This window comes from Chitinophaga sp. RCC_12 (assembly GCF_041360695.1).
Lineage (GTDB): Bacteria > Bacteroidota > Bacteroidia > Chitinophagales > Chitinophagaceae > Chitinophaga.
Window position 1 is genome coordinate 764,240 of the sequence record NZ_JBFUPS010000001.1, and the last position, 17,144, is coordinate 781,383.

At 46.0% G+C, this 17,144-nt stretch carries 12 protein-coding genes; 10 read left to right on the top strand and 2 right to left on the bottom strand.

The features are described 5' to 3' along the window. The first annotated feature begins 242 nt into the window (after positions 1-242). The 7 genes from AB6805_RS03170 to AB6805_RS03200 all read left to right on the top strand — a co-directional run bounded on the left by AB6805_RS03170 (position 243) and on the right by AB6805_RS03200 (position 12,045). Complete coding sequence (locus AB6805_RS03170) at positions 243-842, top strand: RNA polymerase sigma factor (RefSeq protein ID WP_370908008.1); 600 nt, start codon at positions 243-245, stop codon at positions 840-842. An 84-nt stretch (positions 843-926) separates the two neighbouring features. Next, the gene (locus tag AB6805_RS03175; protein ID WP_370908009.1) at positions 927-2,168 is read left to right on the top strand and encodes a FecR domain-containing protein; all 1,242 of its coding nucleotides are present in this window, start codon (positions 927-929) and stop codon (positions 2,166-2,168) included. A gap of 342 nt (positions 2,169-2,510) precedes the next feature. Continuing rightward, positions 2,511-5,819: a SusC/RagA family TonB-linked outer membrane protein gene (locus AB6805_RS03180; RefSeq protein WP_370908010.1), complete on the top strand. Its 3,309-nt coding sequence runs from the start codon at positions 2,511-2,513 to the stop codon at positions 5,817-5,819. 11 nt (positions 5,820-5,830) lie between these two features. Then, complete coding sequence (locus AB6805_RS03185; RefSeq protein WP_370908011.1) at positions 5,831-7,234, top strand: RagB/SusD family nutrient uptake outer membrane protein; 1,404 nt, start codon at positions 5,831-5,833, stop codon at positions 7,232-7,234. A 21-nt stretch (positions 7,235-7,255) separates the two neighbouring features. Further along, the gene (locus AB6805_RS03190) at positions 7,256-9,421 is read left to right on the top strand and encodes a redoxin domain-containing protein (protein WP_370908012.1); all 2,166 of its coding nucleotides are present in this window, start codon (positions 7,256-7,258) and stop codon (positions 9,419-9,421) included. Between the two features lie 226 nt (positions 9,422-9,647). Continuing rightward, positions 9,648-11,414 (top strand): ATP-binding protein, encoded by a 1,767-nt coding sequence (locus tag AB6805_RS03195; protein WP_370908013.1) that lies wholly within the window; start codon positions 9,648-9,650, stop codon positions 11,412-11,414. Beyond that, positions 11,404-12,045 carry a response regulator gene (locus AB6805_RS03200; RefSeq protein WP_370908014.1) on the top strand — a complete coding sequence of 214 codons (642 nt, stop codon included), beginning with the start codon at positions 11,404-11,406 and terminating at the stop codon, positions 12,043-12,045. The genes AB6805_RS03195 and AB6805_RS03200 overlap by 11 nt, the downstream gene beginning before the upstream one ends. Here AB6805_RS03200 and AB6805_RS03205 read toward each other — a convergent pair. After that, positions 12,034-12,255 carry a hypothetical protein gene (locus AB6805_RS03205; RefSeq protein ID WP_370908401.1) on the bottom strand — a complete coding sequence of 74 codons (222 nt, stop codon included), beginning with the start codon at positions 12,253-12,255 and terminating at the stop codon, positions 12,034-12,036. The genes AB6805_RS03200 and AB6805_RS03205 overlap by 12 nt on opposite strands. Between AB6805_RS03205 and AB6805_RS03210 the strand changes: the two genes are divergently transcribed. The 3 genes from AB6805_RS03210 to AB6805_RS03220 are packed head-to-tail and all read left to right on the top strand — an operon-like array spanning position 12,151 to position 13,548. Next, a complete protein-coding gene (locus AB6805_RS03210) occupies positions 12,151-12,474 on the top strand; it encodes a zinc-ribbon domain-containing protein (protein WP_370908398.1) in 324 nt (107 codons plus the stop codon). The genes AB6805_RS03205 and AB6805_RS03210 overlap by 105 nt on opposite strands. 5 nt (positions 12,475-12,479) lie before the next feature. Further along, positions 12,480-12,905: a hypothetical protein gene (locus AB6805_RS03215; RefSeq protein ID WP_370908015.1), complete on the top strand. Its 426-nt coding sequence runs from the start codon at positions 12,480-12,482 to the stop codon at positions 12,903-12,905. Positions 12,906-12,939: 34 nt separating this feature from the next. After that, positions 12,940-13,548, top strand: coding sequence for an SIMPL domain-containing protein (locus tag AB6805_RS03220; protein WP_370908016.1), 609 nt, complete (start codon positions 12,940-12,942; stop codon positions 13,546-13,548). Between the two features lie 262 nt (positions 13,549-13,810). On the opposite strand, the gene AB6805_RS03225 is transcribed toward AB6805_RS03220, so the two are convergent. Continuing rightward, a complete protein-coding gene (locus AB6805_RS03225; RefSeq protein WP_370908017.1) occupies positions 13,811-17,014 on the bottom strand; it encodes a carboxypeptidase regulatory-like domain-containing protein in 3,204 nt (1,067 codons plus the stop codon). Positions 17,015-17,144 lie beyond the last annotated feature (130 nt).

Genomic DNA, 17,144 nt, shown 5'->3' on the forward strand with positions numbered 1-17,144 from the left:
CGCAGCCTCGTTTCCCCGATAGAAGATAATGACCAATCTAAAAATTATTAACTATTTTCGTTCACTAAGTCGTGTGCTCGCATATTAAGCGATAGTAAAAATTATAATCCGGCGCATTACCCGGAAGAAACCGGCATCTGAATTATTGCGTCAAAGAACTGTTCAGACATTTTTGATATACCCTCCTTCGAAAGCTCATATTTTCAAAATTATTTTTTAAGACGAACTGTTAACGGTATAGATTGAGCAACAATAATTTAAATACGGAACCGGATGAGCGGGAGACACTGAAACTGGTTGCACTGGGGGATGAACGGGCATTCAACCGCATCGTCAGAAAGTATTCCCAGGTAATCTATCCCTACCTGCTTTATTGGCTTAAATCGCCTCAACTGGCCGAAGAGGTGGCCCAGGATGTTTTCCTGCGCCTCTGGAAAAACAGGCACAAATTACCGGATATCAGCAATTTCTCAGGCTATGTATATGTGGTTGCCCGGAACTGCGTCAACTCCCAGTTTGAACGCGGATTATTAGAAACAGCTGCTCCGGATGTGGCTCAAATCGATCAGGCGCTGACCAATCCTCAAACAGACCTGGAGACTAAAGAGCTGGCCACCATCATGGCGCAGGCCATTGAATCCCTTCCGCCACGACGCAAAGAAGTATTCCTGTTAAGCCGCAATGAACAGTTAACATATGAGGAAATTGCCGCGCGGTTAGGGATCTCGAGAAGCACGGTGAGAGAGCATATGGTGGAGGCACTGGTTTTCCTGCGAACTTATTTAAGAAGAAATGCCGGGATCATTATCACCCTGCTATGGGCGTTAATTAACCTGTTGTAAAGAGATGATTAAATAGTTACCAGATTTTTTTTATTCCCGACCCGTCCTACCTCCCTTTAAACCGGGTCTTTATTACTGATTACAATGACTGAAGAGCAACTGACATATTATTTTGACAGATACGCCCAGGGAAACCTGAGCAAAGAGGAGCGTATTGTTTTCGCTGACCTGCTCAAAGATCCGGCTAATAAGGACATGGTAGCGCGGATGCTGGACCAGGATTGGCCACTATGGGAGAACAATCAACAGGATTTTTCGCAGGAAATTGCCCGTATTGAACAGGCGGTAACCGCCAGGATTTATGCTGACCAATCCCTCCCAGATGCGCGTCCTGTACCTCGTATGCATTCCCTGAAGAAATGGGGCTGGGCCGCTGCGGTATTGATTCTGTTTGGGGCCGGTACTTATCTTTATACGACCTCCAAAAAGACGGCAGGGGATTTCGTAAAAGGAAAAACAATGCCCGCTCCTGATATTTTACCCGGATCAAATAAAGCACTGCTTACTTTATCAGATGGAACCGCTATTACACTAGATAGCGCTGCCAGGGGCGCCATTGCCCAACAGGGTAATTCTTCGGTTGTTAAAACAGCCAATGGCGAAATTATGTACGATGTTAAGGGCCACTCCGAAGGCAAAGTGATGATGAATACCATGTCCACCCCGCGCGGCGGGCAATACCGCCTCACGCTTCCTGATGGGACAACCGTATGGCTTAACGCGGCAAGTGCTATTACCTTCCCGGCTGCATTTACAGGGAATGAGCGAAAAGTAAAAGTAAAAGGGGAAGTGTATATGGAAGTGGCGAAAAACGCCAAAATGCCTTTCATCGTGGATGTTGACGGGAAAACCACCGTTGAAGTGTTAGGCACCAGTTTCAACATCAATGCTTATACCAACGAAGGCACCATTGCCACCACGCTGGTGGAGGGTAAGGTCAGGGTGTTGGCGGGTAATATAGCAGCTGCTGCTGCATCATCCGACCAGCAGCTTACGCACCAGGCGGTAACGCTGCGTCCTGGTCAGCAAGCCTTACAGCCGGATAACACCACCACCATCACCATTAATTCCGGCGCCGACCTGGAACACGTGCTGGCCTGGAAGAAAGGCATTTTCAACTTCACGGGCAGGTCGTTTCAATCCATCATGAAAGACATTGAACGATGGTACGATATTGAGGTTAAATATGAAGGAGCTATTCCAACAAGGAAATTGAAAGGAGAAATGGACAGGGGCGTTCAATTAACTGATTTGATTCGCTTTCTGCAGGGATTCGGCCTGCATGTGGAACTGAAGAACAGAACATTGGTCATAGGAGAAAAGTAAATAAATCCCTGTCAGCCGAAATATGATATATACTTTGCCGGCAGCCAACCACCGGAACAGATCCGTGTATGCATTGATCTGCTTTCCGGACGATGAATATATTGAACAATTATCCCGGCAATTCCCTCTTAAAAGGGCCAGCATATACAATTCCTTACTCAAAACGAAAAGCCAATGATGGGGAAACATCATTGGCCGGGTAGTTTAGGTAACATTCAAAACAAAGTCTGCACAGACTGCTTATTAAGCACCTAAAACAGTTCCAAAGGTATGACAAAAACTGCTTTTTGTGGATGGCCCTCCCGTGGGGGTATCCGTCAAGTCACCAAAATCTTGTTAGTAATGAAACTAACTGCATTTTTTCTTACAGCCGCTTTTCTCAACGTATCGGCCATTGGATTTTCTCAAAATGTAAACTTCTCGGGCAAAAATGTATCGCTCGAAAAAATTTTCTCTGTTGTAAAACAACAGACCGGCTACCTGTTTTTATACCAGGAAACTGATCTATCAGCAGCCAAACCTGTTACCGTTACGGCCAATAACGAGCCGCTGTTACAGTTCCTTGAAGAGGTGTTCCGGAACCAGCCTTTAAAGTACCTGATTAGCAGCAAAACCATTAGCATATATCCGGTTGCAGCGCAGCCCACCGGAAATAAGGTTACAACGGTTGGTGAGCTTGCGACATTTCCTTTCAGCGGCGTTATTCTTAACCGCGACGGGGAAGCGCTCCCCGGCGCCAGCATCGTTATCAAAGGCACCAGAACGGGTACTGCAACAAAGACTGATGGCTCGTTTACCATCAACGTTAATGCAGGCGATGTTTTAGTGATCAGCAGGATTGGATATGGTAGTATAGAATTAAAAATGACCTCCGCCACCAATGCTGTTGTAGTGTCTTACCCCGCTGGCAAAACTGACGGCACTGCTCTTAAAACCGGTCAATCCATCTCTTCCGGTTCAGGCGGTTTTAATTTAATACTCCCTCCTTCTGTTTCTAAATTGGATGAAGTGCAGGTTATTGCTTACGGCACCACCACACAACGTTTTAATACAGGCAGTGTTAGCAGTGTGAAAGCGGAAGACATTGAGCGGCAGCCTGTAAGTAACGTGCTCGAAGCATTGCAGGGGAATGTACCAGGACTTTTCATCACGCGTTCCAGTGGTAACGCTGGCAGCCAGATGAATATTTCCATCCGTCAACAGCAATCCATCCCGCTACCCACCGGCAACAAAAGTATGCCGCTATTCATTATCGACGGAGTGCCATTCGTGGAAACGCCATTTGCCAGTGCAGGAGCCTCCGGTGACATAGACCCTATGAACTCCATCAATCCTGCCGATATCGCTGAGATATCTGTATTGAAAGATGCCGACGCTACTGCTATCTATGGTTCCAGGGGCGCCAATGGTGTTATCCTCGTGACCACAAAGAAAGGCAAGACCTCCGAACCACATTTCGATTTCAATATTTATACAGGCGCCGGTAAAGTCACCAACTATTTACCGATGCTGAATCTTTCCGATTACCTGGCTATGCGGAGAACCGCTTTCGCCAATGATAAAATAACACCCGGTTTTTCAAACGCTCCCGATCTCACTATCTGGGATACAACCAAATCCAGGAATTTCCAGAAAGATTATATCGGCAATACCGCCAATCAAACAGAGGTTACCGGCGCATTTTCAGGTGGCAGTCAATATTTGCGTTACCGCTTTTCCAATACCTTCCGGCGTGAAACGACGGTATTTCCCGGCGACTGGGGATACAACCGCTATTCATCCCACCTGAGTATAGACAATACGTCGCGCAATGGTAAATTCACGCTGGGCGCTTCGGCCATGTATACCAAAGAATCCAATAACCAGGTGGCCAGCGACATTACCCGGTCGGTGTACATATTACCGCCCAACTATCCCGTGCATAACCCGGATGGCAGTTTAAACTGGACAGGAGGATTCACCAATCCTGATTCCTACCTGTTGCAATCGGCCAGGTTCAAGTCGGATAACCTTTTGGCGAATGCCACTTTACGATATACGATACTCGCAGGATTAGACGCAAAAGTGAGTCTTGGGTATAATAAAATAGCCCAAACAAACGAAACATATCTTCCTAAAACCTCTCTGGACCCGAACAGCGGCTCAGGTGAATCAGCCGCTACGTACACATCCGACTATATTGAAACCTATATCGTGGAGCCACAACTAACTTACAACAGATCGCTGGGTGAGGGTACACTGAACGTGCTGGTGGGTGGTACCTGGCAACAATCCAGCTTTGCAGAGCCATATTATGTAAGGGCCACCGGCTTCTCTAACGATAAGCTGATGAGCTCCTGGACAGCAGCTTCTGATATCACCTTCAAAAGCAGCAGCTTTAAAGAATACAAATACGTTTCCGCATTTGGACGCATCAACTATGTACTGAAAGATCGGTATCTGTTCAACCTCACCGGCCGCAGGGATGGCTCCTCCCGTTTTGGTCCGAACCGTCAATTTGGTAATTTCGGCTCCGTTGGTGCAGGGTGGATTTTCAGCAGTGAGCAGTGGATAAAAACAGCCATTCCATGGTTAAGCTACGGTAAACTCAGGGCCAGCTATGGAACAACGGGCAATGACCAGATCCCGGACTACGGATACCTGTCGTCCTATGGCAATCTTTTTTATCAATATGGCAGCGCAGGAATTTATCCTTTGCGAAGCGCCAATCCCAATTATGGATGGGAGTCCAACCGCAAATTGGACATTGGCTTAGAAACCGGATTCATAGAGGATCAGCTCTTCCTTTCGGCTTCCTGGTTCTCCAGCCGTACTGATAACCAGTTGGTGACTGCTCCCCTCTCTTCCCAATCGGGATTTTCTTCCTTTATCGGTAATATGCCGGCATTGCTGCAAAGCTCCGGATGGGAATTTGAGTTGAAAACAAAGAATATCAACCATAAAAAATTCTCCTGGAGCAGTTCTTTTAATATTACCATCCCCCGCAATAAACTCATTTCCTTCCCGGGTTTAAAAACAACCGCCTATGCTTATGTGTTTATTGAGGGACAGCCCATCAACACTTATAACGGCTATCATTATACTGGCCTGAAAGATGGAATTGCTACCATCGCAGATCTCAACAAGGATGGGAAATTTACAACCGGTTTATTAGAAACAGCTAATGGAGACTACCAGATTATATCGGCCAGTATTCCCGATTTCTATGGCGGGTTCAGTAACTCGCTCAAACTCGGCAGGTTTCAGCTGGATATCCTGTTACAGTTCGTGAAACAAATTAAATCTTCCGTTCGCTCCGCAGTAGGAATGCAACCGGGTGGATTGTCCAACCAGGACGACAAAATCATTACTGATGGCTTCAAGCCATCTACGTTGTCTGGCAGTGACGCTACTTATGCCTATAAAAATTACTACCTGTTTTCCGATGGAAACTATTCAGACGCCAGTTTTATAAGACTTAAAAACCTGAACCTTTCTTACGAGCTTCCAGGTTCCTGGACAAAGGCGATCCGGTTAAAATCGGCCGGGGCATTTATCAGGGCGCAAAACCTGTTTACCATCACCCGTTACCTGGGATTTGATCCTGAAACCGCCGGGGCAGTATTGCCGCCGTTAAGACAAATTGCCGCTGGTATCCATTGCTCACTTTAAACAATAGGGAAATGAAAAAACTACGCTTTTTATATACTTGTATCGTGTTATTGGCCGCATCGCTCCTGAATGGTTGTAAGAAACTGATCGAGATAGGGCCGCCCAAAGACCAGCTGGCTTCCAACAGTGTATTCCTGGATTCAACTACGGCGGAAGCAGCCATGATAGGGTTATATGCCAGTGTGGCGAATCCGAATCCTGGCAATGATTTGGGTACTTCCGTTACCGTGTTCAATAGCATGTCGGCCGATGAAACGTACGCATATGCCATGAATTATTACGATGATTTTACGAATAACTCCTTAACTCCGATGATCTACTACGTAGATGGTTTGTGGAGTACCATGTATAAAAATGTGTACATCGCCAATTCTGTTATCACCGGGATGGCTGAATCGCCCCTATCTGAATCATACAAACAAAGGGCTGCCGGTGAGGCCAGGTTCCTGCGGGCATTGTGTTACTTTTACCTGGTGAATGAATATGGCGCCGTGCCATTAGTGTTGTCTACTGATGTAAACAGTACCACCACGCAACCCCGCGATAACGTGGATGCCGTTTATGACCAGATAGAAAGGGATCTTACAGATGCGCAAAAAGTATTGCCTGCTACCTTAGATATCTATGGCGGCATGCGTATACGCGCTACTACCTGGGCTGCCAATGCTTTGCTGGCCAGGGTATATCTTTACAGGGGGAAATGGCAACTGGCTGAAAGCATGGCTACTGCCGTCATTAACAACCCGGGATTGTTTGGTATGAACGACTCCCTCAACCAGGTGTTCTTAGCCAATAACAAAGAAGGCATCCTTCAATTTGTAAATGGTATCAGCAGTTCCTGGATCGCCAACAACTTCGTTCCTTCTTCATTCAGTACAACGCCTAAATTTGTAATCAACGACAGCCTCTATAATAATTTTGAACCCGGTGACAGGCGAAAAACCAGCTGGGTTGGCTATAAAGGCTATGGGGGTATTAACTATCCCTACCCTGCAAAATACAGGTATATGGCAGGTGTTGGCGCAGTGGAATATAACCAGGTATTGCGTTTGACGGAGCAGTTTTTAATCCGCGCTGAAGCCCGTACACAACAATCCAATTACCTACAGGCAGCAGCCGATCTTAATAGCGTCCGGTTAAGAGCAGGTTTATCCAACACGAAGGCCAGCGACAAAGCCACGCTGATGGCGGCTATTGAACATGAGCGCCGCGTTGAATTCTTCTGCGAATGGGGACATCGCTGGTTAGATCTGAAAAGATTACCCGGCATCAATAACCCTGCTATCTCCAGGGCGGATGAAGTATTATCGCAGCTCAAAGGAGGTCAGTGGCAGTCGACAGATGTGCTTTATCCCATTCCGCAATCTGCCATTAATTCTAATCGAAACCTGGATCAAAACAAAGGATATTTCTAGCGCCAGGTAAAAACCAAACATATGATGCGTTATCAATTATTCAGGCAATGGCTGCCTGCTGCCCTGCTCATGACCGGAACGGTCGTAGCAAAGGCACAATCCGGACAAGCAAAGCCGTTCATACTAAAGGGGCAGATAACCGCCCCGCAGTACCCTGTCAAACTTTATCTTCAATACGAGTTGAATGATAAAGAGCGGGCAACTGATTCCGCTACGCTGCAAAGGGATGGACATTTCACCTTCAGCGGCAAGTTGAGCAGGCCGGTATCTGCAAAGCTGTACATGATGCCACCGGGTGGCAAGTATGTTTCACGAAATTTCTACCTGCAACCCGGAACAGTAGACATCCACACAACCGGTTCCCTGGATTCAGCTACTGTGAAAGGCAGCCCCAATACCGCTGTCCTGGATGAATTTGTTCAACATGGAAATAAGTATGCAAAAACTTTTACCTCCCTGAATACAAGAGCTTATTTCAACCGTGGACTGAAAGATTCCCTGCTGGCTATTAATGCGGAGCAGGAACAGGTAAGGAAGAAATTTGATGAGGAAGTAGCGGGTATCATCAGGCAGCATCCGGACGCCTATGCCTCCTGGGACATGGTTTATAGTTACCGTATAGCTTTAGATCCTGAAACGGTTACTCCCTTATTCGAAGCGCTCAGCCCAGGGTTTAAAAATTCGGCAGATGGAAAAGCTTTGGCAAAACAGATCGCTAATGTCAGGAAAATAATGGTGGGTTCGCCCGCTCCGGATTTTACGCAGGCAGATACAGATGGCAATGCCATCAAACTCTCCTCCTTCCGGGGTAAATATCTGCTGGTTGACTTCTGGGCCAGCTGGTGCGGGATCTGCCGTGCAGAAAATCCCAACGTACTGCGTGCCTACAATGCCTACAAAGATAAAGGCTTCACCGTATTGGGCGTATCGATGGACGATTCGCTGCACCGCCCTCAATGGATACAAGCCATCCGGGATGATAATATGCCCTGGCAACAGGTGTCTGACCTGAAAGGAAGAAATAATGAGGCTGCCATTCAATATGGTATCAAGGGAATCCCGCAGAATGTACTCATAGATCCTGATGGTAAAATAATCGCCAAAAACAAACGCAACAGGGACCTGATGAACACCCTGATGGAAATCTTTGACCAGGGACACAATATGCGAATGGATGGAGAGATAAAAGGTGAGAACGACAGCATCATTGTTTTTAAATATTACAACCACAATAGTTACCAAAACGATACGGTGTCTATCCACAACGGCAAATTCACCTGGCTCGCTGAAATGCCCGAGCCACAGCGGGTGAACGCCACCATCCTGCCAAAAGGTGAACAGCTTAGCTTCTTCTCCGATATCGGGTACCTGCAGTTATCAGCTAATATCGATTCGTTGCCAAATTTCACATTAGAGGGCTCCGATATCCAGGATGAAGCCAATGCCTTTTATGCAACTACCAGGGAACTTAGTCCGCGGCAAAAGGAATTGCTGCAACAACTCACGGATGCCTCACAAGAGGAAAGGCCCAAAATAGGAGAACAACTGCTTACCCTGGCAAGAAGCCGGTATACGGCGAGTGTTAAGGACTACGTAGAGAAACATCCTCTCAGTTTATTTTCCCTGCAACTGGTAAAGGATATGGCGGAAGATATGACGGGTCCCAAATATAATACCGTTTACCCGCTTTATGCATCGCTGCCGGAAATAATCCGTGGAACGCCCAGTGGCAAAAGAATAGCAGGGATGTTACCATTGATGAAAAGAAGTGCCGAAGGCGCCATGATTGCAGATTTATCTCAAGCCGATAGCAGCGGACAGGAAATTTCCCTTTCCGGTTTCAAAGGAAAATATGTACTGATAGATTTCTGGGCGAGCTGGTGCGGGCCTTGTCGCGCCGAGAATCCTAATTTGCTGAAAGCATACAATAGTTACCAATCCAAAGGGTTTACAATCGTAGGCATCTCCCTGGATACTGATGCCGGCAAGTGGAAGAAGGCCATCAAAGATGATCAATTGCCATGGACGCAGTTGTCTGATCTGAAAGGCAGGGAAAATGCCATTGCAAAATATTACAACGTGCGGGGCATCCCCTGGAATATCCTGGTTGACCGCGATGGCAGGATCGTTGCCAAGGATTTAAGGGGATTAGCCTTGCAGGAGAAACTGCGGGAGTTGATCAGGTAGATGACCGGTTTAATTGCCTTCTGTCTTCAAAAAATGAATTATTTAATTATATTATTACCTTCATGTATGAAACAAAACCCAACGGTATTATATCAGCATGAAGCGAATGAATAAAAGGGAGCTGCTTTTTATATGTCTTCTTATAATTTCTTTTTCCTGCGTGGCGCAAAGCCAGGGAGGCTTTGTGGGGTTTGGTCAACTTCCTGTAAAAACCCCGGATTCGCTATTGCAGCGACTAAGGCATGCCGGTGATATTAAAGCAAAAATGCTTGCCACGGAGCCTTTAACAGCATTTCATGCTGCTCATGGAACTACAGACTCGGTTATCTTTTATTCCCAACAGATGATCGACGCGCTAAACAATAGTGATATAAAGGCCCGTGACAAGCTCGCCTATCAATCCACCCTGTACCACACCTTAGCGAAAGCTTACAGCGAAAAGGGGTTGTATGATGAGGCGCTACGCTATTACCTTGAAGGCATCCGGTATGCAGAAGCATTGAACAACAGTGCTGCTGTCAACGAAAATAAACTGGGTATCGCAAATGTATATTTTGCCCGGAATGAACACAACAAAGCCATTGAGGCATATAACGACCTGCTGAGTACCTCCCATGATGAGCAACTGATACATATTGCGTATCAACAACTGGGCATCATCTACCTGGAGAGAAAAGATCTCGTGAAGGCAAAAGCCTATGCAGAGAAGGCGATCGTATTTTTCCGGCAGGCACACCAGTTAAAAAACGAGCTTCAAACAAAATTGATCCTGGGTATTGTTGCGGAGCTTAGTCAGCATACAGAAGAAGCATTTTCTATATACAACGAAGTAAAAAACCACGCAGCCGCCAACCAGTTTTTTGATCTATATATTAACGCAGGTCAAAGATTGGGTGATCTTCTTATTGCTGAGAAAGAATATGAAGATGCCAAAAGATTACTTTCCATGGTATATGCAAATGCCATTCAATGGAACGACATGAAGGCGCAGCTAAAAGTGTTGAATAGCCTGCGAGCTGTGCACGCAGCCACTGGCGACTATAAAAATGCCTATGCCATCATGACGCAGTACATGGGTATTTCCAGGGAAATACTGGATCTGCAAAATAAAAAAGAGATCAATGAGCTGGAAATAAAATATCAGACCGTTCAGAAAGAAAAAGAGATTTTAAATAAAGAAAATGAACTGCAACATCAAAAAACAATAAAATATAGCCTGTTAATAGGATTCCTGGTGATCCTGTTACCTGTTATCGGCCTGCTGTATATGTATTACCAGAAGTTGCAGGCGCAAAGCAAGCTGAATGCCACCATGGATGAAGTGAATCAGCAAAAGATAGCGGTACTGTTAAAAGATAAGGAACTGGCGTTGCTGAAAGCCTCTGTGAGCGGGCAGGAAAAAGAACGGAAACGTATTGCGGAAGAACTGCATGACAGCATTGGCGGTAACCTTGCCGCCATTAAGCTTCGCCTTGCCAATCAAAATAATGTGACCGGGATAAAAGAGGTGATAAAACAGATTGACGACACCTATCACCAGGTGCGTGATCTTTCGCATGATCTCATTCCGCAGAAGTTCAATAATACCGGGTTTACAGAACTGATTGCCGGTTATCTCAGGCAATTTGATGTTCCGGGGAACGCCAAAATATCTTTCCAGGCTTATCCCAGGGAAGAAATAGACCTGATTGGCACCACATTGAAAGTGGAAATCTATAAGATCATGCAGGAGCTGATCACCAATACCCAAAAGCATAGCCAGGCGTCGAAAGTTGAAATACAACTGACAAAGATGGATGGTTTGCTAAAGCTGCTGTTTGAAGACAATGGCAAAGGTTTTCCTGTAGAAACCACCAAATATGGTATTGGGTTTCAGAATATACGGGAGCGGTTAAAATTATTTGATGGGGTGCTTTCTATTGACTCCTTTCCGTCGAAGGGCACCGTAATAGATATTGAAATATCCTTAAAACCAGAATGGTATGAAGCATAATATTATTCTAGCAGATGATCACAAATTATTCCTGGAAGGTCTTATCAGGCTGATAGAAAAGGACGAAAACCTGCATATCCTGTATTATGCGCATAATGGCAAGCTGGTGATGAATTACCTGGACCAGCATCCGGATGAACAGGTAGACCTGGTAATCACAGATATCAGCATGCCGGATGTGGATGGCATCACGCTGAATAATCATATTAAAGAAACACGGCCGGAAATCTGCACACTGGTGGTGAGCATGCACACCGACAATAATATGATTGATGCCCTTATTCAGCACCATGTGGATGGTTTCCTATCAAAAAATGCAGATTCCGATGAATTTCTTAAAGCGATAAAGATGATCCTGAAAGGTGAAAAGTACTTTTCAGACGCTGTAAAACAGGGTTACCTCAACAGTGCTTTCTACAAGGAAAAAGAAACCCTTGAAATGCTGACCTCGCGGGAAAAGGATGTGCTGAAATTAATTGCAGAAGAATACACCACCCAGGAAATTGCCGATAAACTCTTTTTAAGCAAGCATACCATTGAAAGCTACCGCAAAACACTTATCCTGAAATTAAAAGTACGCAACCTGGCAGGCCTCACCAGGTATGCTGTAAAGCTGGGACTACTCAGCTAACCCCCTGAAAACAGGGTATTGATTTTCACTGAAAACCATGTTGTTGCCCGGCATGTGCCGGTATACCTTTGTTTCAAATAAAACGGGATGATAGTTTTTTTTGGAATGAGGGAAAAAAAGATCGGCCTGCAGCCAGTGTATCAGCACTCCTGCAATCATTGTTCGCAGCGGAAAAGTCTGCACATACAAACGAACTGCGTTTACCTTCATGTGTTCTGGATACCTGTCTTCCCCATTTATAAAAAAACTTACAGTATTTGCAGCACTTGCCGGCAGGTATTAGCCAGCAACGCCATGCCTCCGGACTTACATACAAAAGCCCGCGAACTAAAAAAACAGGCCAAGATTCCCTGGTACCTGTTTACCGGTTCGGGCCTGGTAATGCTGTTCATCATTTTTGCAATTTTCATTTCTAATACTAAAAATTAATCACCATGATTTACGGAATCTCTCTGATCTTATTAAGCATCATTGCTGTCCCTTCCCTGATACTATCCAGGAAACCCAATGCAAAGGAACTGCTGGAAAAAGTAGAACCCTACCAGGGATGGATAGGCATTATTTTCTGCTTCTGGGGGATCTGGGGTGTAGTAACCGCCGTACTCCATATGGGCTGGCTTACCGCCGCGCCTATTTGGTGGACCACATTGACAGCTGGCAGCCTGGTAGAAGCCTGCTTAGGTTTTTTACTCGGATACCCGCTCATCACCAAATTATTCCTCTCCAAAAGTGAAAAGGCGATGGAAAAAGCGGTGCAGATCCGGGCGAAAATTGCTCCCAAACAAGGCAAGCTCGGCATATTGGGCATTATTGTAGGCGTATGGATGATTGCTGCCTCTTTGATCTTTACGATAGCGTAGGAAGTTATTCTCCGGTAATTCAAAAATAAAACCAATGAAAAAAATATTATTGGCCGCAATGATGCTATTTGCAGCATTGAACAGCCATTCACAGGGAAAAGAGAGTTCCATTGAAGTCAGGGGCGTTGCCAAAATAGACAGGGAGATTGAATCCTACCTGGTAGATTTTGCAATAGCAGCCGAATATGGAGAAGGGGAAGGGAAAAAAGCTTTTGAAGATCTTAAGAACGCTTTTTTGGCCAAAGCCAAAGCGGCAGGCTTTGAAGAAAGCCGGTTCAAAGAAGATAAGATGGGATACCAGGCGTTGCAATATTACAGGGAAGGCAGCTTATACACATTTGAAACCCGTAACAAAGAAGAGCTTCTAAAAGTTGTTAAGCTGGCAAATGGAGTGGTGGTGACTATCGTAAGCACCCGATTAAAATATAAGCCTGTTAAAGACAGCGAAAAACTGTATGCTACTGCCTTCAGCGACAGCAAAGAAAAGGCTGCCACCATTGCGAAGGCCATCAATAAAAAAATAGGCGCGGCCATTACCGTGACAGATCTTACCTCACCTGAATCCATATCTGAAGAAAACTTCTACTATAAGCCGGTAACAGATCAATATTACTACCTGTCTGTTAAATTTCTGATAGAGTAATAGTGACTTGCTACCGGCCGGACATTCATTGTTATTACCCCAAAATAAAAGTAAGCGTTGAAGTTTCTCTTATTAAAGTGCGTTGTTTTTTAGCTAAAAAACAACGCACTTTTTATTGAATAATTTGGGATTTTAGGTTCAAAAGGTATCCTGATAAAGCTCAAAACACCCCAATTTTGAGCTACAAATAAGCTTTCGATGAGCTAGAAGAATAAATATCTCCGCAAGAATAATAACCTGCGGACTATATCAATATACTCCGCTAAAATATAAAACGCAACCCCAGCTGTGTTTGCCAGCGGCTTAACAAATCCGGACTGGCAATAAACGTTTCTTTCAAAGAAGGATCGAACTGGTAAGTAGGCACGCCATTGGTTACGCCGGTTACGGATATTGGCTGGAAATAACCAGAGTTGCTGGCATACTTCCGGACACCCCATTTGCTGCTGATCAGGTTACCGAGGTTAACTACATCCAGGCTAATCTGAACGGTCCGGATTTTCTCTCCGCTCTTAAAGTAAAAGTCCTGTAATACGCGCATATCCACCTGGCTGAACCAGGGGCTTACTCCTGCATATTTTTCTGTGTACATGCCTCTCCGGCTCCGGAGGTAATGATCTTGCTCGATGAATGCTTTATACGCCGCTTTCTGGGCGGCTGCATTCTGTACTACCCCGTTTACGTCTGTAAGCGGTGCAAACTGCATTAAGTCGATTTCGCTGTTCTTGGGAACGTAGAGCAGGTCGTTGCTGGTAGTGCCGTCGTTGTTGATGTCGCCTCCATAAATATAGGCAAAGCGGTTACCGCTGCTCCAGTTACCGAAGAGGGAAACGGTTGTTGCATATTTACCTTTTCCGTAGTTGAACTTTTTGCTGGCAGCCACTACGAAGCGGTGAGTATTTCCATAAAGGGAAGGTGTATTCCTGGCTTCGTTGGCATTATTGAGAATGGGGTTCCGGTCGAATGCGTCACCGCTGATTTCTGCTGAAATGGAGCTTGCATCGCGCGACACGAGGTAATTATAGGCGCCGTATAAAAACAGGTTATTGGCGAACGTTTTTTGAACGGTGAAGCTGGTGTTGAACTGATCGCCTGTTTTTGTATTGGTGAAAATATACGCATTCACGGCTCCTTTATCGGTGTCTTTGTATACGCTTCGCGTATCACCGATGCCACTGTTCAATGAGCCAGTAGGCGTACCCAGCTTATAGTTCCTTACCATCATGGCATTTACATCTTTAGAATAGGCTACGTCTACGCTGAAAATAGTTCCCAGTCCGGCCCTGATATCGGCACCGATATTGGTGCGCCAGATCTGCGGCCATTTAAAATCGCGGTCGGTGGCGCAATAAAAACCGGAGGTGGGGTTGCCGATCTGGTTACCGATCCAAACAAATGGGAAACGGCCGGTAAAGAGGCCGGAACCGCCTCTCAGCTGCAGGCTTTTGTCGGCTTTCACATCCCAGTTGAAACCGATCCTCGGGGAGAACAGGGGTTTGGAGGAAGGAAGCCGGGTATTGTCCAGTTGTTTTCCCTGGCCGTTTGTAACCCGTTCTCCGTGTTCATCGAAGAGGGTGAGGTCATCGTTATTGGGGATGGTAGGAGAAGTTTTTTTGCCATCCGGCGATTGAAAGGAGGAATTCATATAAAGCGGAATATCCATCCGGAGGCCGAAGGTAACGCGCAGGTTATCGGTGGCTTTCCATTCATCCTGCAGATATGTTGATAACTGTGCCACAGTGATATAATACCAGTTCCATTTATCGGCGGCGCCTGCGGCTCTTGCTGCTGCTACATCCACATCCAGCGGGTATGCACCAAAAACATATTTGCCGCTGGCCGGAACACTGTCTTTGAAAACCTGGATATCCGCGTCGCTGAAAAGGGTGGCGCCATAGCCGGTGAGGTTAAACGAATTTCCGAATTTAAAGGACTCATAAGACCCTCCTACGGTAATAGTATGTTTGGGAAGGATGATGTTGAAATTGTCTGTTACCTGGAAGGCATCCTGGTTCAGCCGGTTGTTGATAGAAAATGGCTCATGCCCGGCCACAATGTACATAGTACCGTATTTGGTGATATTCAGTACAGGAAAGGGCTCCGAGAAAGGCGTCCGTTTGTCCTTGAAGGTGGTATATACGGCCCTCAGCTTATTGGCGTAATGGTTGCCGAAACTGGATTTTAACTCCGCGCCGAAAGATTGCAATCTGTTTTCGATCTCATAGCCGGAATTTCTGAATTGTAAAGTCTGGTAATCAGGACCACGGTCGCGGATGGCGTTGGGGTGCGCAGGTTTTTCTTTAGTTGCCTGCAGTCCATTGTAGGTAAAAGACAAGCTGTGATTTTCGTTGATCACCCAATCGAGTTTTGCTAACCATTTATAATTTTTTTGCTTGAGATTAAAGCCTTGCCAGGGACCGGTTTCATAGTTGAACTTGTCCCGCAGGATATCGCTTACAGCTACCAGGTCTGATTCCAATACGCGGGAAGTATTATTGTTGTCGCCGTTGCTGGCGGTACGTGCCACGTAGCTGCTGGCAGCATCATCTCGTTGTTCCGTTTCAAAGTTGGCGAAATAGAATAGTTTGTTTTTAACAATGGCGCCTCCCACTGCAAAGCCAGCCTGTAGCTGTGTGAGATCAGGTACAGCGATTTTGTTACCGTCCACTTTTTTGCCGGTCATGCCCTGGTTGCGGTAAAAACCGTACACCGTGCCACCGAAAGTATTCGTACCGGACTTGGTAACGGTATTAACGCCGGCGCCGGTGAAGCCCGCCTGGGTTACATCGTAGGGCGCCAGGTTTACCTGTATCTGGTCGATCGCATCCAGGGAAATGGGTTGAGCGCCTGTTTGTCCGCCGGGTGTAGGTGCATCCAGGCCAAATGGATTATTAAATACGGCGCCATCGAGCGAATAGTTATTGTATTGCCCGTTGCGGCCGGCGAAAGAGGTGCCGTTGATCGTCGCGGAGGCGGAAGGTGTCAGCCGGGTAAAATCATCCGCGGAGCGGGAGATGGTTGGCAATTGACGTAACTGCCGCGAACTGATATTGGAAGAGGCCCCGGTACGCTGGTTATCGAAAATTTTGGAGCGGCCCGTAACGGTGATGCCCGACAGGTTAGCGGAGCTGAGTTCCAGCTGTAAGTCCAGGGCCGTGTTTTGTCCCAGCTCCAGGAAGATGTTCTCTTCCGATTTTTCTGAATAACCGACGAAAGTAGCCGTCACTTTGTAAGGACCGCCCACCCGAAGGTTTGGCACCTGGAAGGAGCCATTATTCTGGGTGATGATTACTTTACTGATACCGGCTTCCCGGTATTCGATTTTCACGGTGGCACCGGCTAATGGTTTGCCTTCCTTACTTTGGATGGTGCCGCTCAGGGTGGCAGTGGTTACCTGTGCATAGGTTATTAGACTGGTGAACAGGCATAACAGGATAAGGCATCCGGTAAGAACTGGATTTCTCATAGCAGCAGTTGATTTTGGTTGACTATGAATATATCAATTTTCCGTAACCTTTTGTTAACAAATTTTACACAAGGATATTATGTGTTTTCATCAATACTCATTTCAGTAATAAAATAAAAACAGCGAAGTG